Origin of the sequence: Actinacidiphila yanglinensis (assembly GCF_900107965.1) — a bacterium.
Classification (GTDB): domain Bacteria; phylum Actinomycetota; class Actinomycetes; order Streptomycetales; family Streptomycetaceae; genus Actinacidiphila; species Actinacidiphila yanglinensis.
This window is the reverse complement of record NZ_FNVU01000003.1, coordinates 527,608-544,191: the sequence shown is the minus strand read 5'-3', so window position 1 is coordinate 544,191 and position 16,584 is coordinate 527,608. Positions and strand designations below refer to the sequence as shown.

The 16,584-nt window shown below is 75.4% G+C and carries 14 protein-coding genes; 7 read left to right on the top strand and 7 right to left on the bottom strand.

What is annotated here, in order from left to right:
- Positions 1-105 precede the first annotated feature (105 nt).
- Positions 106-1,932, top strand: coding sequence for an AMP-dependent synthetase/ligase (locus tag C4U44_RS09295; RefSeq protein WP_103885171.1), 1,827 nt, complete (start codon positions 106-108; stop codon positions 1,930-1,932).
- A gap of 124 nt (positions 1,933-2,056) precedes the next feature.
- On the opposite strand, the gene C4U44_RS09290 is transcribed toward C4U44_RS09295, so the two are convergent.
- Positions 2,057-2,743: an SLATT domain-containing protein gene (locus tag C4U44_RS09290; RefSeq protein ID WP_103885170.1), complete on the bottom strand. Its 687-nt coding sequence runs from the start codon at positions 2,741-2,743 to the stop codon at positions 2,057-2,059.
- A gap of 181 nt (positions 2,744-2,924) precedes the next feature.
- Between C4U44_RS09290 and C4U44_RS09285 the strand changes: the two genes are divergently transcribed.
- Positions 2,925-3,656, top strand: coding sequence for a class I SAM-dependent methyltransferase (locus tag C4U44_RS09285; protein WP_103885320.1), 732 nt, complete (start codon positions 2,925-2,927; stop codon positions 3,654-3,656).
- Between the two features lie 209 nt (positions 3,657-3,865).
- Here the strand turns inward: C4U44_RS09285 and C4U44_RS09280 are convergent, their stop codons facing one another.
- Entirely contained in the window at positions 3,866-4,642 is a 777-nt protein-coding gene (locus C4U44_RS09280) for a Clp protease N-terminal domain-containing protein (protein WP_103885169.1), read from the bottom strand.
- A gap of 97 nt (positions 4,643-4,739) precedes the next feature.
- Between C4U44_RS09280 and C4U44_RS09275 the strand changes: the two genes are divergently transcribed.
- Together C4U44_RS09275 and C4U44_RS09270 are read left to right on the top strand one after the other, a co-directional pair.
- A complete protein-coding gene (locus C4U44_RS09275; protein ID WP_103885168.1) occupies positions 4,740-5,321 on the top strand; it encodes a TetR/AcrR family transcriptional regulator in 582 nt (193 codons plus the stop codon).
- 152 nt (positions 5,322-5,473) lie between these two features.
- Positions 5,474-6,244 (top strand): SDR family NAD(P)-dependent oxidoreductase, encoded by a 771-nt coding sequence (locus tag C4U44_RS09270; protein WP_103885167.1) that lies wholly within the window; start codon positions 5,474-5,476, stop codon positions 6,242-6,244.
- A gap of 75 nt (positions 6,245-6,319) precedes the next feature.
- On the opposite strand, the gene C4U44_RS09265 is transcribed toward C4U44_RS09270, so the two are convergent.
- Complete coding sequence (locus C4U44_RS09265) at positions 6,320-8,467, bottom strand: alkaline phosphatase family protein (RefSeq protein ID WP_235031953.1); 2,148 nt, start codon at positions 8,465-8,467, stop codon at positions 6,320-6,322.
- Between the two features lie 276 nt (positions 8,468-8,743).
- On the opposite strand from C4U44_RS09265, the gene C4U44_RS09260 reads away from it, so the two are divergent.
- Complete coding sequence (locus C4U44_RS09260; RefSeq protein WP_200823185.1) at positions 8,744-9,544, top strand: MBL fold metallo-hydrolase; 801 nt, start codon at positions 8,744-8,746, stop codon at positions 9,542-9,544.
- On the top strand, positions 9,541-10,233 hold the full coding sequence (locus tag C4U44_RS09255) for a DedA family protein (protein ID WP_103885165.1): 693 nt from the start codon (positions 9,541-9,543) through the stop codon (positions 10,231-10,233). Before C4U44_RS09260 ends, C4U44_RS09255 begins: the two co-directional genes overlap by 4 nt.
- 91 nt (positions 10,234-10,324) lie before the next feature.
- On the opposite strand, the gene C4U44_RS09250 is transcribed toward C4U44_RS09255, so the two are convergent.
- On the bottom strand, positions 10,325-11,398 hold the full coding sequence (locus C4U44_RS09250) for an MBL fold metallo-hydrolase (RefSeq protein WP_103885164.1): 1,074 nt from the start codon (positions 11,396-11,398) through the stop codon (positions 10,325-10,327).
- A gap of 50 nt (positions 11,399-11,448) precedes the next feature.
- Complete coding sequence (locus tag C4U44_RS09245) at positions 11,449-12,660, bottom strand: aminotransferase class I/II-fold pyridoxal phosphate-dependent enzyme (protein WP_103885163.1); 1,212 nt, start codon at positions 12,658-12,660, stop codon at positions 11,449-11,451.
- Between the two features lie 551 nt (positions 12,661-13,211).
- On the opposite strand from C4U44_RS09245, the gene C4U44_RS09240 reads away from it, so the two are divergent.
- The gene (locus C4U44_RS09240) at positions 13,212-14,696 is read left to right on the top strand and encodes a phosphatase PAP2 family protein (protein WP_103885162.1); all 1,485 of its coding nucleotides are present in this window, start codon (positions 13,212-13,214) and stop codon (positions 14,694-14,696) included.
- Positions 14,697-14,771: 75 nt separating this feature from the next.
- On the opposite strand, the gene C4U44_RS09235 is transcribed toward C4U44_RS09240, so the two are convergent.
- Positions 14,772-15,197 carry an SseB family protein gene (locus C4U44_RS09235; RefSeq protein WP_103885161.1) on the bottom strand — a complete coding sequence of 142 codons (426 nt, stop codon included), beginning with the start codon at positions 15,195-15,197 and terminating at the stop codon, positions 14,772-14,774.
- A gap of 153 nt (positions 15,198-15,350) precedes the next feature.
- Positions 15,351-16,418, bottom strand: coding sequence for an RNA ligase (ATP) (locus tag C4U44_RS09230; protein WP_103885160.1), 1,068 nt, complete (start codon positions 16,416-16,418; stop codon positions 15,351-15,353).
- Positions 16,419-16,584 lie beyond the last annotated feature (166 nt).

Here is a 16,584-nt window from a genome sequence, read left to right as displayed (position 1 = left end):
GAGCTGCACCGATGGCATGTGGAGAGGGTCTGTTCCGGCCCCTCCCGCAGGCTGCCGGGATCGGATAGCTTACGGGCCCGCACCGGCCCTCTAGGAGAACAACAGTTGCGTCAGTTCACTGTCCCCCCACTGGTCACGACACCACAGGCGGGAGGACTGGCCGATGCCGTCTTCGGCAACGGCCAGGACCACCCCGACCAAGTGGTGCTCGGACGTGCGGACGGGCAGGGCGGATGGCTGGACGTCACGGCCGCGGAGTTCCGCGACCAGGTGGTCGGAGTGGCCAAGGGACTGCTCGCCGAGGGCATCCGGTTCGGCGACCGCGTCGCGATCATGTCCAGGACCCGCTACGAGTGGACGCTCTTCGACTTCGCGCTGTGGTCGATCGGCGCCCAGCCGGTCCCGGTCTACCCGACGTCCTCCTCGGAGCAGGTCCGCTGGATGCTGCACGACTCGGAGGCCGTCGCCGCGATCGTGGAGCACGAGGACCACGCGATGACGATCGGCGCGGCCGTCGACGAGCTGCCGCAGCTGACCCGGCTGTGGCAGCTGGACTCCGACTGCGTGGCCGAACTGACCGAGGCGGGGCGCCAGCTGGGCGACGACGTGGTGGAGCGCCACCGCCTGGCGGTCACCCCGGACGCGATCGCCACGATCATCTACACCTCGGGGACGACCGGCCGCCCCAAGGGCTGCGTACTCACCCACGGCAACTTCATGGCCGAGACGGACAACGTGGTGTCCCGCTGGGAGCCGGTGTTCGCCAGCAAGCCGGGCGAGGAGCCGTCGACGCTGCTGTTCCTGCCGCTGGCCCACGTCTTCGGGCGGATGGTGGAGGTCGGCTGCATCCGGCACCGGGTCAAGCTCGGGCACCAGCCGAGCATGGCCGCCGTCGACCTCATACCCGACCTGGCCGCCTTCCGGCCGACCTTCGTGCTCGCGGTGCCCTACGTCTTCGAGAAGGTCTTCCAGGCCGCCCGCCGCAAGGCCGAACTGGGCGGCAGGCTCGGCCCGTTCGAGAAGGCCGTCGACATCGCGGTGCGGTACGCCGAGGCCGCGGAGGCCAAGGCGTTCGACACCGGCCCCGGCCCGAGCGCGGCCCTGCGGATGCAGCACCAGATCTACGACAAGCTGGTCTACAGCAAGGTCCGGCACGCCCTCGGCGGCCGGGTGCGGCACGGCATCTCCGGCGGCTCGGCGATGGAGCGGCGGCTCGGCCTGTTCTTCGCGGGCGCCGGCGTGACCATCTACGAGGGCTACGGCCTCACGGAGACGACCGCCGCCGCCACCGCCAACCCGCCCGAGCAGACCCGCTTCGGCACCGTCGGGCAGCCGGTCCCCGGCACCACCGTGCTGATCGCGGAGGACGGCGAGATATGGCTCGGCGGCGGACAGGTCTTCGTCGGCTACCTCAACGACGAGAAGGCCACCGCCGAGGTGCTGCGGGAGGGCTGGCTGGCCACCGGCGACCTCGGCGCCCTCGACGAGGACGGCTACCTCACGATCACCGGGCGGAAGAAGGAGATCCTGGTCACCAGCGGCGGCAAGAGCGTGTCGCCGACCCCCCTTGAGGACCGGGTGCGCGCCCACCCGCTGGTCTCCCAGTGCGTGGCGATCGGCAACAACCGCCCCTACGTCGCCGCGCTGATCACCCTCGACTCCGAGGCCGTCGCGCACTGGCTGAAGATGCGCGGCAAGCCGGTGCTGCCGACCCGCCAGGTTCTGCACGACCCGGATCTGGAGGCGGAGATCCGCCGCGCGGTGGTCGCGGCCAACACCCTCGTCTCGCAGGCCGAGTCGATCCGCACCTTCCGCATCCTGGCATCGCAGTTCTCCGAGGAGCGCGGCACCCTCACGCCCTCGATGAAGCTGAAGCGGCGGGCGATCGAGACGCTGTACGCGGCGGAGGTCGAGGCGCTGTACCGGGGCTGACGACCGGTATACGAACGCGTCGCGCCTCAAGCGGGGCGCGACACCCAGGGTGTCGACTCCCCGGCGACAGGTGCCCCGATGGACGGTCGGGTTCCCGCCGGGCGGTCGGGTTCCCGGCGGGCGGTCAGGTCCCCGGCGGGCGGTCCGCGCCCGGGAGCCCGCCCTGCTCGTTCAGCTGGCGGGTGGCGGCGCTGAACTCGGCCTGCCAGGCGGCCGTCTCGCCCTCGACGTGGGTGCGTACGGCCGCGACGAGCCGGTCGACGAGGGCCAGCCGGCGTTCGACCTCCGCGGGGTCGAGGGGCGCGTCGGGGGACGGCGGTGCGGCCGCCGGCCCGGCGCGGAGCACCTCGGCGGCCCATTCCAGCCGGACCGCGCCGAGTTCGAAGCGCAGCGCGTGCGCGACGGCGATGTCCCGCATCCATCCCGCCGAGAGCCCGAAGAAGTGGTCGAAGCCCTTGCACCCGGCGGCGGCCGCCAGCAGCACGTATCCCCAGCCCTGGCCGCGGCTGCCGGTGGCGGCGGCGCCCAGCGGGATCGCGGTGCCGGCCACCGCGAGCACGATCGCCAGCCCCTGGAGCAGCCGGGAGGCGGTGCGTTTGCTCCGCTTGTCGCGCAGGTACCAGTCGATGGCGTCCTCCGCGCCCTGCTCGGCCCACGCCCGCAGCTCGGCCAGCGCGCGGCGCTGGGCGGCCGGGGTGTCGGCGGCGACCGCGGGGAAGGGCCGCATCTGGAGGTCCCCGCGCCGCGGGCGGCGCGGCCGGGCGGCGGCGCCGCGCTCCCTGCGCTGATCGTCGTGTTCCGCGACTGGCATCGCTCCGGCTCCCGTCCCGCCGCACCCCCGTGCGGGTCCCGGCCGTGAGAGTACCGGCCGACGGCCGCCCGGCGCAGGGGTCCTGGCGCCCGTACCCGCCGCGCGGCACGCCCGCAGGTGTAACCGGCGCGCAAGACGCGGGGTGGACCGCCGTTCATCCGCCGCCCGTAGCGTGGTCGGCATGCTGGACTACGACGTGGAGGCGGAGCGCTACGACACGACCCGCGGCGGTGTTCCGCGTGCCGGCTCGGCGGCCCGGGCGGTGCTCGCCCTGGTCCCCGAGCGGGCCCGCACCCTGCTGGACGTGGGATGCGGGACGGGGCTGGTGACGGAGCGGCTGCTGCGCCCGGGGCTCCGGGTGTTCGGGGTGGACGCCTCGTCGGGGATGACCCGGCTCGCGGCCGGGCGCCTGTGCGGCGGGCTGGTGCGGGGGGACTGCCGGCGGCTGCCGTTCGCCGACGGGTGCCTGGACGCGGTGAGCGCGGTGTGGCTGCTGCACCTGCTGCCGGACGCCGCCGCGGTGGTCGCCGAGTGCGCGCGGGTCCTGAGGCCGGGCGGGGTTCTCGTGGCCACCGTCGACAAGGACGCCGGGCACGACATGGACAGCGACGTCGGCGAACTCCTCGCGCGGGTACGCGTGGTGCGCGGCCATGACACCGCACTGCGGGTACTGGCGGTGGGCGCCGAGCACGGGCTGCGCCGGGCGGGCGAGGCCCGCTTCACCGGGCACGGCCAAGGCATGTCCCCGGCGCTCGCCGCGGCACGGGTGGCGCGCGGCGACTTCGCCTCGGTGCCCGCGCTGGGCCCGGAGGCGTCCCGGGCGCTGGTCCGGCGGCTGAAGCTGCTGCCGGACCCCGAGGTGCCGCGCGCCGATCCGGTGTATCGGCTGCTGGCGCTGCGCAAGGAGGCGTGAGCGGGCGGCGGTCGCGCCCCTGTGCGGCTGGAGCCGCCCGAACGCCCGCCCGGGCACCGCCGCCCGCCACAATCCCCGCCCGGCCGGGCGCCGTTCGGCCGGGCGCCGTTCGGCCGGGCGCCGTTCGGCCGGGCGCCGTTCGGCCGGGCGCGCGCCCACCGGACCGCCCGCCACGGCTCCCACCCCGTTGCCGCGTCACCGCCCCCGCGTCACTCCGCCGCTCCCCCGCCGGCCGCTCCGGACGCCTGTTCCGCCGCGCGGTTCGCCTGGACGATCCGGGCGAGCTCCGCGAGCAGCCACCGCTCGACCGCCTCGTGCGAGACGCCGAGGGCGGTCAGCGCGCGGGCCGCGGGGTCCTGCTCGTCGCTGAGCACCCCGAGCAGGATGTGCTCGGTGCCGATGTAGTTGTGGCCGAGGCGCAGCGCCTCGCGCAGCACGAGGCGGAACACCCGCTTGGTCTCCGCACCCACCGGGATGTGGCCCATGAGCGGCTGCTCCTCGGCGCCCGGGGTGGCGACCGCGTCCCGGATCTCCTCCGGTCCCGCGCCGAGGGCGGCGAACGCGCGGACCGCCAGAGTGTCGGCCTGGTCGAGCAGTCCGAGGACGAGGTGCTCGGGTTCGACGAAGGCGTGCCTGGCCTTGCGGGCCTCCGTCTCGGCGGCCGCGACGGCCTTGCGGGCCCGGGGGGTGAAACGGGAGAAGGTCGCCTCGACCCCCAGGAACTCCAGGTCCTCGGGGACCTTGGGGACGAAGCGCTTCTGCGCGGCCTGCTTGGTCACCCCCATGTGCTGCCCGATGTCGGTCCATGACGCGCCCGCGCGGCGGGCCTGGTCCACGAAGTGCCCGATCAGGTGGTCCGCGACGTCGCCGAGGTGGCCGGCGACGCCCACGGCGCGCTCGAGGTCCTCGAGCGGATCGGAGCCGGGGTGCTGATGTTTGACGTAGTCGATGAGGTCGTCGAGTCGTACCGGCTGCTGCTGGGTCATGCGTCAACCATAAGTTGACGATCCATGATCGTCAACCTCGGGTTGACGATTCCCGCAATATTGACCGACCGTTCTCGATACGGCTAGGGTCACCCGCATGGCGAGGACCAAGGAGTTCGACCCGGACGCGGTGCTCGACCGCGCGCTGGAGCTGTTCTGGCGGCGCGGCTACGAGGCGACCTCCATGGCCGACCTCGTCGACGCGCTCGGCATCGCGCGGGCCAGCATCTACGGCACCTTCGGCAGCAAGCACGACCTCTACCTGGCCGCGCTCTCCCGCTACCAGCGCGCGCGGGACGACGCGCTGCTGGACACGCTCTCCCGGCCCGGCCCCGCGCTGCCCGCGGTGCGCGCCCTCGTCACCGACTTCGCCGACCAGGCCGCCCACGACGACCTGCGGCGCGGCTGCTTCGTCACCAACACCGCGGTGGAGATGGCGCCGCACGACACCGCGGCCGCCCGCCGGGTGGAGGCGAGCTGGGACGCCATGGAGGCGGGCCTGACCTCCGCGCTGCTGCGGGCCCGCGCCCAGGGGGAGCTTCCGGCCGGGCGCGACCCGCGCGGCCTGGCCCGGATGCTGCTCGTCCTGCTCCAGGGGATCCGGGTGGTGGGCAAGGCGGGGGGCGACGGGGAACGGGCGCGCGACGCGGCGGCGCAGGCACTGGCCCTGCTGGACTGACCTCCCGCCACTCCCGCCCGGTCGGGCGCCGGACCGGGGCCGCCGACCGGAGCCGCGCCGTAGGGTGCGCGAGAGCCCGTCTCTTTGTTGACTTTTCCGACCCTTTTTCAGATCGATCGTTCCATTATCAATCACGTGGGAGGGAACCCGACATGACCGGGGAATCCAGGATCTTCGCCGGCTGCTCCGTGCTGGTCACCGGCGGCGGCACCGGCATAGGCCGGGGCGTGGCGCTCGCCTTCGCCCGCCAGGGTGCCCGGGTGACCGTCGCCGGACGCACCGGGAGCACGCTCAAGGAGACCGTCGCCCTCGTCGAGGCCGGCGGCGGCGAGGCCGCCGCCCGCCCCGCGGACATCACCCGCGCGGCCGACGTGAGCGCGCTGGTCGAGGCCACCGCACGGCAGTTCGGCGGGCTCGACGTCGCCGTGAACTGCGCGGGCGTATTCCCGCCGCCCGCCGCTGTCGCCGACATCACCGAGGAGCAGTGGCACCGCACCTTCGACACGAACCTCACCGGGATGTGGCTGTCCATGAAGTACGAGATCGCGCACATGCGCGCGCACGGCGGCGGCGCGATCGTCAACATCGCCTCCAACATCGGGGCGCACCGCCGGGCGCCGGGCCTGGCCGCCTACGCAGCGAGCAAGGCCGCGGTCGGCGTGCTCACCCGGACCGCCGCGCTCGACCACATCCGTGACGGGGTGCGGATCAACGCGGTCAGCCCCGGGCCCGTCGACACCCCCATGTCCACGCTCCCCGGCGAGACGCCCGACGCCAAGGCGGCCCGGATGCGCGACGCCCTGCCGGTCGGCCGGGTCTCCTCCACCGAGGAGATCGCCGCCGCCGTCCTCCACCTCGCGTCCCCGGCCGCCGCGTCCACGGTGGGCGCCGACCTGGTCCTCGACGGCGGCGCCACGGCGTAGTGCTCCCCCGCGGGCCGGCGGCCGTCGAGCCCGCAGCACCCGTCACGTCCGTCGCGGCCGGTCCGCCGGCCGCGCTCACTCCGCGGGGCTGAAGGGCCCCGGGTGCACGGCCAGCGGCGGAGGCGCGTCCTCGGCCGGGCAGCGCGGCGACAGCAGCGGGGCCGGGCGCGGGCAGGTCCCGCTGTCCGCGGCGTCCTGCGGCACCGGGACAGGCCGCGCGGTCCCGGACCGCGGTGCCTCGGCCTCGGGCGGCGCGGCCAGCCAGCCGTGGAAGAGCCGGTGGACGGCCTCCGCGCCGAGGAGCGGGTGCGGCGGCAGGGGCAGGTCGGCGGGGTGGAGCAGGAACGGGTCGGTCTGCGGGCCGCCGAGGCCGCCGTGCGAGCCGGCCTGCTCCTCGAAGGCGTGCACGCGGCCGGTCGCCTGGTCGCAGGAGGAGTTGACCATCAGGTCGGCGGCGTGCGGGAAGGCGTCCGTGCGCAGGACGGCCGCCACGGCGCCCGGGCCGAAGGGCGCCAGCGGGTCGGCTCCGGTCACCCGCCCGGTGGCCAGTTCGTGCGAGCCGCAGGCGCCGAGGACGACCGGCCCCCGCGTGGCGCTGCGGACCAGGACGAAGCCGATCCCGGGGTGCGCGGTCAGCGTCGGCAGCAGGTCCGGGCAACGGCGCTCCACCTCCTCCAGCGTCGCGCGTCCGGCGATGTCGGGGAAGGTGACCAGACCGAGGTTGCCCGAGGCGAGCACCACCGGCTCCGACGGCGGCCCGTCGCACTCCGCCTCCTCCGCCGCCCGCCTACCGCGCTCGGGCCGCCGCAGCGCGGTCCGGGCCGCCCCCCGCGCCTCCGCGCCGCCGCCGCGCCGCGCGGGCCGCCGCGGCCGGGTGGCCCCGGCCGGCTCGGTGAGCCCGCAGCCGGTCCGCACCAGTTCGCGCAGCCCCGTGCCGTAGGCGCTCTCGAAGGTCTCCCCGGCGCTCTGCCCGTGGTCGGACAGCAGCACGATGCGGTAGGGGCGCGGGGCGTAGCGGGAGGAATCGGCGATCAGCCGGATCGAGCGGTCCAGCCGGGCCAGCACCTTGCGGGCATCGCGGCTGCGCGGCCCGGAGTGGTGCGCGACCTCGTCGTAGGCGACCAGGTCGGCGTAGACCGCGGCGCGCCCGGCGAGCATGTCGCCGATGACGGCCGCGACCGCGACGTCGCGCTCGACGACGGTCGCGAAGGCCCGCAACAGCGGGTAGAGGCCGCCGCGTTTGACCCGCGGCCGGTCCCGGCGCAGGCGCGCCGCGGTGGACTCCCCCACCTCCCGGACCACTTCGGCGGCGAAGGACCAGGCGGTGCGCACAGCATTGGCCGGGTCGGAGAAGTACGCGAAGTAACCGGAGCGGGAGCGGGTGAACTTCGCCCGCCGGGCCGCCACCGACATCACCAGCGCGGACTGCGCGGCGCCGCCGGTGAACAGGTTGCCGCGGCTGGCCCCGCCGTCGACGAGCAGGCCGCCGCAGCCGGTGCGCCGCACCGCCCGCCGCTCCAGCTCGGCGGCGCTGGAGGGGCGGTTGCAGACCATGACCTGCCCGGTCTCCTTCTCGTACCAGCGGAAGGCGGGGACGTCGTGGTTGGTGCCGTGCAGGATCCCCAGCTGGCTGGCGCCGGTCTGGCTGCTCCAGTCCGTCCGCCAGGCGGCGAGCCGGTGGGTGCCGTCGAGCCAGGACGCGACGCCGGGCATCACGGGCGGCACGCCGGTGAGGGCGTCGCGCATCACCTCGTGGCCGACGCCGTCGAGTTGGAGGAAGACGGTGCCGGGCGTGGTGGGCAGCGGCGGGTCGTCGGCGTGATGCCGCCGGCGGCCCGCCAGCCGGGCCAGCCGGCGCCCGTAGGCGGCGTCGTCGCGGACGGCAAGCGCGGTGCTCGTGGCCGAGGACGCCGCGGACATGACGGCGGCGATCACCACGGCGGTGGCCGGCGTCACCTCGCCGCGGCCGTGCGGGGTCAGGCTCAACGCGACCAGCAGCAGCGAGCCGTTGAGGAAGAACACCAGGGCGCCCAGCACCAGCGCGGGCACCAGCAGCAGCGCGCGGACCAGCAGCGGCCACACCAGCGCGCTCAGCACGCCGAACGCGCCGGCCCCCAGCGCCGCGGTGGTCGCGACCTGGGTGGGGCTGTCGCCGCCGGTCGACTCCAGCCGGAGGTCGGGCATGATCGCGGCGAGCACGGCGAGGGTCGCGGAGGTGACCATCCACACCGCGAGCACGCGGCCGACGGTCCGCACGGCACTGCGCCTCGCGGCCCGTCTCCGACTCTCTCCCGGCTGAGGCACGCCCCCAGCCTGCCATATCGGCAGGTACGGTCCGGCGGTCCCGCAGGTGATCGGGGCGCGCGAGCAGGGCATACGCTCAAGGACGGCGGCGAACGGGCGGCCGGAAGCGGACGCCGCGGGCGCGCGGGCGGCGCACGGCGGATCGCGGCCGGGCCGGGTCCCCGGGGACGAACGGCCGGAAGGGTGCGTGGCAGCGTGGCGGTGGAGATCACGTGGTGGGGGCATGCCACGGTGACGGTGGTGGACTCGGGCGTGCGGGTGCTCACGGACCCGCTGTTCACGCGGCGGTTGGCGCACCTGCGCAGGCGCCGCGGGGCGCTGCCCACGGCGGCCGCCGCCCGGGCCGACGTGGTGCTGGTGTCGCACCTGCACGCCGACCACCTCCATGTCGGCTCGCTGGCGCGGCTCGCGCCGGGCACCACCGTGCTGCTGCCGCGCGGCGCGCAGGCCGCGGTGCCCGCGCTGCGCCGGGTCCGGAAGCGGCTGCGGCTGGTCGAGGTGGCTGCCGGGGACGTGCGGGAGTTCGGCGGGCTGGCGGTCCGGGCGGTGCCGGCCGCGCACGACGGGCGGCGGCTGCCGGTCGGCCCGCAGCGCACCGACGCGCTCGGGTACGTGGTGACGGGCGAGGCCCGGACCTACTTCGCCGGTGACACCGGGCTCTTCGACGGGATGGCCGAGGCGGTCGGGCCGTGCGACATCGCGCTGCTGCCGGTGGGCGGTTGGGGGCCGTTCCTGGGCGCCGGCCACCTCAACCCCGAGCGGGCGGCACGTGCGCTGGCCGACCTCGCGCCCCAGGCGGCCGTGCCGGTGCACTACGGCACGTACTGGCCGATCGGGATGGAGGCGGTGCGCCCGCACGAGTTCCACACCCCCGGCGAGGAGTTCGAGCGGTACGCCGCCGCACTCGCGCCGGATGTCGCCGTGCACCGGCCGGAGCACGGGCAGAGCGTGCGGGTCACCACCGCGGGCCGGGCCGGTCACGGGAGCGGCGGATGATCGGCATCCTGGCCGCGGCGGCCAACTCCCCGGCGTCCCAGAGCACGCAGTCGGCGGTCGGCTACCCGTCGCTGTTCCTCCTGGTGGTGCTCGGCTCGCTCGTGCCGGTGGTGCCGACCGGCGCGGTCGTGTCCGGAGCGGCGGTGGTGGCGTTCCACCAGACCGAACCCGTCGCGCTGGTCCTCGTCTTCGCGGTGGCGTCCGTAGCGGCGTTCATCGGCGACGTGGCGCTGTACTGGCTGGGGCTGCGCGGGGTGCGGTCGCGGAACGGCTCGCGCTGGCTGCACCGGCTCCAGCAGCGGTCCGAGCAGGGCACGTTGGAGCGGGCGGAGCGCCAGCTCGACCGGCACGGCGCGGCGGTGCTGGTGCTGTCCCGGCTGGTGCCGGCGGGGCGGATCCCGGTGATGGTGGCGTGCCTGCTGGCGGAGATGCCGCTGCGGCGCTTCGTCCGCGGCGACATACCGGCGTGCCTGGCATGGGCGGCGGCGTACCAGCTCATCGGGATACTCGGCGGGTCGCTCTTCGACAAGCCGTGGCAGGGCGTGGCGCTGGCGGTCGCGATGACCCTGGTGATCGCCGCGGTCCCCGCGGTGACCGGGCGGATCCGGAAGATGCGGCAGCCGAAGGAGGACGCGCCGGAGCAGCGGCGCGGGGACGGCCCGGAGCAGGAGCCGCGCACGGCACCTTAGGCGGCAGGTCCCGACGGGACAGCGGCGGTAAGGGGCAAGCGGTAAGGGGCAAGACCCTGACGGGACGGTCCTTACCGGATGCGGTGCGGGCTCACCCGGCGAGCACCCGGGACGCCCCGATCGGCAGGTCCCACAGCGCGCCGCGCGGCAGCCCGGCGGCCGACCACGCCGCGCGCAGCCGGGTGAGCGGTTCGAGCGGGGGCTCGCCGGAGAGCAGGAACGTCGCCCAGTGCATCGGTGCCATCGCGGCGGCGCCGAGGTCGAGGAATGCCTGCACCGCCTCCTCGGGGTCGGTGTGCACCGGCCGCAGCATCCAGCGCGGCGTGTAGGCACCGATCGGCAGCAGCGCGAGGTCGATGCCGGGGTGCACCCGGGCGATCTCCGCGAAGTAGGCACCGTAGCCGGTGTCCCCGGCGAAGTAGACGCGGTGCCCGTCGGAGTCGGTGAGTACCCACCCGCCCCACAGCGACCGGCAGGTGTCGGTGAGGGTGCGGCGGCTCCAGTGGTGGGCCGGCACGAAGTCGAACCGCACCCCGCGCAGCCAGGTGCCCTCCCACCAGTCGAGCTCCGCCACCCGGGTGAAGCCGCGCCGCCGGAACCATTCGCCGAGCCCGGCCGGCACGTAGCAGGGCGTGGAGCGCGGCAGCCGCTTGACGGTCGGCGCGTCGAGGTGGTCGTAGTGGTTGTGGCTGATGACGACCGCGTCGATCGGCGGCAACGCCTTCCAGGGCACGCCGACCGGGGTGATCCGGCGGGGCGTCCCGGGGATGCGGCGTGACCAGACGGGATCGGTGAGGACCGTCAGCCCGCCGATCCTGACCACCCAGCTCGCGTGCCCCGCCCAGGTCACGCTGACGGTGGCGCGGCCCGCGGAAGGCAGTGGCCCGGGCTCGACCGGCAGCAGCGGCACGTCCTTGAGGCTGTGCGACGGCGGCCGGACCGCGCACTCGCGGACCAGCCGGACGATGTCCCGCACCCCCGGCATCGGCAGCGGGTCGGAGAGCCTGTCGACGAAGCTGGCCGGCCAGTTCCTCGGCCCGGCGGACGGCTCCGGGACATCGGTGGTGCGGGGGCGGTCGGTACGGGGGCGGTCGGTGCGAGGGGTGTCCGCGGGACCGTCCACGGCTCCGGGCGCGGCCAGGACGCGTGCACGCTGGTCGCTCATCGGCACTCCCTCGCTCCCCCACCCGGCTGGAACGTCACCTCGAACGTAGGTCAGACCCCCGACCCCCGCGATCCGGTGTCGGCCGAACCACTGACCACGTCCACGCCGGTCAGCGCGGTGAACGCCGCGGTCAGCGCGGCCAGCCCGGCCGCGACGTGCGGCACCGCCGCCGGGTCGGCCGCCGCCAGCACGGCCTGCCGCTCGGCCTCGGTCGCACCGTGCAGCAGCCCGGTGTCGATCCGCACCCTCGGCTCCTGCGGGTCGTCGCCGAAGCGGTGCCCGCCGGGCACCGTGTACCCGAGCGCGGCACTCAACTGCTCCTCGGCCTGCCGCGCCGCGTGCGGCCCCGACGGCCCGGCGGTCGGATACAGCTGGAAGCCGGCCTTCGGCGGGCGGCAGGACGCCCCCGCCTCGGTGATCGCGCGGTACGCGGCAGCCGCGGTCCTGGCGTGCAGCCGGTTCGCGGCGGCGCTGCGTTCGGTGACCTCGGGCGGCTCGCCGAGCACGTACGCGGTCGCGGCGGCGACGGGCGCGGGCAGCACCGCCCGCAGCGCGGCCAGCACGTCGACGGCCCGCTGCCGCCACGACGTGCCGTGCACGGTGTCCGGGAAGCGGGCCAGCGCGGCCGGCACGCCCGCCGGCACCAGCGTCGCGCCGAGGTCGGTGAGTACCACGGTGTGCTCGGGCAGCATCTCCGCCGGGCTGAGCAGGACCGTCTCGCGGTGGTGCAGGGTGTCGGAGTAGGTCTCGTCGGACACGATCAGCAGGCCCGCCTCCGCGGCGGCCTCACAGGTCTCGTGCAGGAGTTCCGGCGCGGTGACGGTGCCGGTCGGGTCGTCCGCGGCCGACAGCACCAGCAGCCGCGGGTCGCCGCCTTCCGCCCGGGCCCGCCGCACCGTCTCCAGCAGCGCCACCGGGTCCGGCACCCCGCCGCCCTCCGCTGGCGTGGGCGCGGTGTGCACCCGGCGGCCGAGCAGCCGGGCCACCGGGGCCTGCCACGCCGCGGCCGGACGGGCCAGCACCGGGTCGCCGTCACTGGCCGCCAGCACCGCGAGCAGCAGCTGCTCCGCGCCGGGCGCGGCCAGCACGTGTGCCGCGCCCCCTGGTAGCGCCCGCCGCGACCAGTACCCGTCGGCCGCCTCCAGCAGCTCCCGGCCGCCCCCGGCAGGCTCGGTCCCGGCCGCCGCTGCGGCCAGCCACGCCTCCCAGTACCCGGGCACCGGCAACCCCGGATCGGGCCTCACCTCATACGCCCACGGCATCGCGCACCTCCAGGTGCGAAGTTAGGCACTACGGCCCACCTTCCCCCGTTTCCGGGGTCCCCGCTTGTCGAGTGCGACCTCCACGCGTACGTGGATGCCCTACACCGAGAAACGGCCCACCGTGGCGCGAGGCGCTCACGCGCAAGCGCCGAACGTATCGGCACCCTCACCTGGAAACCGTCCGCCCGTGGAGGCACCCACGTAAGAACGGCCCACCGTGGCCCGGGGCGCTCACAGGCAAGCGCCGAACGTATCGACACCCTCACCTGGAAACCGTCCGCCCGTGGAGGCACCCACTCAAGCCCCTTTTTGCCGCCGGCTCGCCTCCGGGCGCTTGGATCCGGTGTCGACGGTCGACCGTGCTCGATCACCTCGTTCCTCGGCGATCTCCGCGCGCTCTCCCTTTCGACACCGGCGCGCCCTTCGGCTCGCCGGCTACAACGGCGAACCGTACCGACTCATCCGCACCCCACCCGCAAACCGTTCGTACTCCCGGCGCCGCGGGCTCACGTTCCAGGTGAAGGTGTGCTTTTGGGGGGTAGTTGAGCGGCATGACGTATCCGTGGAAGAGCTGGGACCGGGTGCTGTTCACGCAGGTTGCCGGTCGGCACTGGCCGGGTGCGGAGCCCGTGCTGCCGCGGCTGAGCAGGGCCGCCGACCACGGCCGGCTGTGGTTCGGGATCGCCGCGGGGATGGCCGTCGCCGGCGGCCCCAACGGCCGCAAGGCCGCGCTGCGCGGGGTGGGGTCGCTGGCGGTGGCCTCGCTCGCGGTGAACACCCTCGGCAAGGGCGCGGTGCGCCGGGCCCGCCCGCTGCTGGAGGCAGTGCCGATGATCCGGCGGCTGCACCGGCAGCCCCTCACCACGTCCTTCCCGTCCGGGCACTCCGCCTCCGCGGCGGCGTTCGCGGCGGGGGTGGCCGCGCAGTCCGGCGCGTGGGGCGCGGCGGTGGCGCCGGTCGCGGCGAGCGTGGCCTTCTCCCGGGTCTACACGGGGGTGCACTACCCGAGCGACGTGGTGGTCGGGGCGGCGCTGGGCGTCGGCGCGGCGCTGACGTTGCGGGCGGTGTTCCCGGTGCAGCGGCGGCCGGAGTCGGGACCGCCGGCGCGGGCGCCCCGGCTGGCCGCGGGGAAGGGCCTGCACGTGGTGGCGAACACCGCGTCGGGCCCGCCGGCGCTGCTGAGCACGCCGGCCGTGCGGATCGCCGCGGCCCTGCCGGAGGCGACCGTCGAGGAGTGCACGGAGGACGACGACCTGGTCGAACTGCTGGAGCGGGCCGCGCGGGCGGCGGCGCGGGAGGGCGGCGCGCTCGGGGTGTGCGGCGGCGACGGCACGGTGGGCGAGGCGGCCGCGATGGCGGTGCGCCACGGCCTGCCGCTGGCGGTGTTCCCCGGCGGCACCCGCAACCACTTCGCCGCCGACCTGGGCCTGCTGTCGATCGAACTGACGGCCGCCGCGGTCGAGGCGGGGCGGGCCTCACGCGTGGACGTGGCGCGCAGCACCGGCACGGACGGCGCCGGGGACGGCGGGCGCCCCGGGGAGTCGGCGCACTTCCTGAACACCTTCAGCATCGGCGCCTACCCGGACCTGGTCCGGGTGCGGGAACGCTGGTCGCGGCGGGTGGGCAGCTGGCCGGCGAGCGTCCTGGCGGCCGTGCACGTCCTGCGCACCTGCGAGCCGGTCGAGGTGGTGGTGAACGGGCGGCCGCGCTCGGTGTGGCTGCTGTTCGCCGGGAACTGCCGCTACTCCAGCTGGGGTCCGGCCCCGGTGCGGCGGCGCGACCTGGCCGACGGGGTGCTGGACGTGCGGATGGTGGACGGCGGGCCGTTCGCCAGGACGCGGATGATGGGCGCCGCGCTGACCGGGGCGCTCACCTCCTCGCCGGTCTACACCGCGGCGGCCGTGCCGAGGCTGCGGCTGCGCGTGCCGGGGACGGGCGTGCACCTCGCGCACGACGGGGAGGTGGCCGCGGCGCCCGGGGAGGTGCTGCTCGACAAGGCGCCGGGCGGCCTGGTCGTCTACCGCGCCCGCACCTGAGGTCTCGCACGACGGACGGCCCCCGCGCGGTGCGCGGGGGCCGTCCGTCGTCGTACCGGCAGGCGGTGGGCGCTCTCAGTTGCCGCCGACCAGGCCCGCCAGCGCCCGCACCCCTTCGCCGGAGATGCTCAGCGCGTCCTCGTTGCCGGTGTCGATGGAAAGGATCAGGTCGTCCGACGGCCAGGCGCCGCTGAGCACGGCGAGCTGGACCAGCCGGTAGCGGCGGGTGGCGGGCAGCGCCTCGGCCATCCGGGTCTCCGAGGTGAAGACGGGGACGAGCTGGCGGCCGTCCTCCTGCTCGTAGACCGGGAGCTGGATCTCGCGGGGGGGCTCGGCGGCCGCCGCGTCGGTCTCCGGGCGCTCCTCGGCGCCCGGCACCGGCAGCAGTACCTCGCTGACCGCGAGCGTGCTCAGGGCGATGACGTTCTCGCTGCCGTGGGAGATCTCGTGGAGGGCGCGCTGCGCCGGGGGCAGGGCACCGTCGGGGTTGATGTCGGTCATCGTCGTGGCTTCCTCTCGCCGCGTCTGCACTCGGAGGTACTCGGGATACTCGGGGTACGGGGAGTCTCTGCAAGTGGCTGAACCCGGCGCGTACCCAGCCCGCGCCGGAGCATGCCGCCCCTTCACCGAATTCACCCCGGCCGGTCGCGCGGCTCACTCGTACTCGGTGCCGCCCTTGCGGGTCAGGTACGCGTCGGCGACCACCTTGGCGATGGCGCGGCCCCCGAGGTCGGGGCTGTACCTGCCGTCGGCGGTGCGGATCACCACGCCCTCGCGGATGTGCAGCTCGCGACCGGAGACCGTCTCGTTGCCGGCGGCCAGCGCGAGCACCCGGTCCAGGTCGAACGGGCCGTGGAAGAGCCGGGGGACGAGCGGCAGTTCGCCGTCGAGCAGGTCGGCCGGGTCGTACCAGCTCAGCTGCCCGCCGATGTCCGCGCAGACGTCGAACGCGGCGTAGCCGGGCAGTCCGGCGCCGGCGTTCGCGCCGTAGCCGAGGTCCTGCACGCCGCTGCCGTACACCTCGCCGTAGATCCCGATCCGGTCCGCGCCCAGCCGCTCGGCCAGGGCGGCCGCCACCGCGGGCAGGCCGTGGCCGCGCACGGCACGCCAGTACAGGTTGCCGTCGGACTCCCTCAGCGCGAGGCGCCTGGCACCCAGGCCCTTGGAGGTGACCTCGAGGGTGCCGGAACCGGTGTGGAAGGTGAGGCAGCAGGCCGTGCCGTGCAGTTTCTCCGTGACGGTGACCGGGTCGCCCGGGGCGAAGACGTCCGGGTAGCGCTTGAGGTTCTCGATGTCGATCCAGGGCAGCAGGTCGGGCGCCGCGTCGACGTCACCGCTCATCGAGACGGGCACCGGCGGCACCCACTTGACGATGTCCAGCCGCTCGGCGAAGTCCGTGCCGTCGGCGGCGGCGCGCTCCAGGTCGACGCCGTCGAGCGCGCCGGGCCGGCAGACGATGCCCTGGGAGAGCTCGCCGCGCAGCCGGACCGCCCGCACCCGGTTCCGCGCCGACCCGGCCAGCCGCCCGGTCAGACCCAGCTCGTCGATCAACGGCTCCGGGAGGACGGCTTGTTCGGGTATGTAGACGGCGAACTCCCCCGTCCGATAGGCCCCTTTGGCCACCACCGCGCGGTAGAGCCCGACCTGCGCCAGCTCCAGCGCGTCGGCATCGGGGTGGTCGAGGATGGTGAGCCGTTCGGCGGTGACCCGCAGTGTGGACATGGTGGTGCCCCCCGTTCGTCGTTCCGTGTGCCGCGGCGCCGTCCCGGCGCGCGCCCCCACTGTGCTCGCCGCCCCCGCCGGCGGGCCATCGGTTTTCGCCGGTGGCACCCATTCCCCGCGGTGCGGCGGGGAGTTGCTTGTCCATGTGCGCCTCCCACACGTGAGG

Coding starts and splice junctions, on each gene's coding strand:
- C4U44_RS09290 (WP_103885170.1), bottom strand. CDS start 2,743: ATGCCAGTCGCGGAACACGACGATCAGCGCAGGGAGCGCGGCGCCGCC.
- C4U44_RS09285 (WP_103885320.1), top strand. CDS start 2,925: ATGCTGGACTACGACGTGGAGGCGGAGCGCTACGACACGACCCGCGGC.
- C4U44_RS09280 (WP_103885169.1), bottom strand. CDS start 4,642: ATGACCCAGCAGCAGCCGGTACGACTCGACGACCTCATCGACTACGTC.
- C4U44_RS09275 (WP_103885168.1), top strand. CDS start 4,740: ATGGCGAGGACCAAGGAGTTCGACCCGGACGCGGTGCTCGACCGCGCG.
- C4U44_RS09270 (WP_103885167.1), top strand. CDS start 5,474: ATGACCGGGGAATCCAGGATCTTCGCCGGCTGCTCCGTGCTGGTCACC.
- C4U44_RS09265 (WP_235031953.1), bottom strand. CDS start 8,467: ATGGTCACCTCCGCGACCCTCGCCGTGCTCGCCGCGATCATGCCCGAC.
- C4U44_RS09255 (WP_103885165.1), top strand. CDS start 9,541: ATGATCGGCATCCTGGCCGCGGCGGCCAACTCCCCGGCGTCCCAGAGC.
- C4U44_RS09250 (WP_103885164.1), bottom strand. CDS start 11,398: ATGAGCGACCAGCGTGCACGCGTCCTGGCCGCGCCCGGAGCCGTGGAC.
- C4U44_RS09245 (WP_103885163.1), bottom strand. CDS start 12,660: ATGCCGTGGGCGTATGAGGTGAGGCCCGATCCGGGGTTGCCGGTGCCC.
- C4U44_RS09240 (WP_103885162.1), top strand. CDS start 13,212: ATGACGTATCCGTGGAAGAGCTGGGACCGGGTGCTGTTCACGCAGGTT.
- C4U44_RS09235 (WP_103885161.1), bottom strand. CDS start 15,197: ATGACCGACATCAACCCCGACGGTGCCCTGCCCCCGGCGCAGCGCGCC.
- C4U44_RS09230 (WP_103885160.1), bottom strand. CDS start 16,418: ATGTCCACACTGCGGGTCACCGCCGAACGGCTCACCATCCTCGACCAC.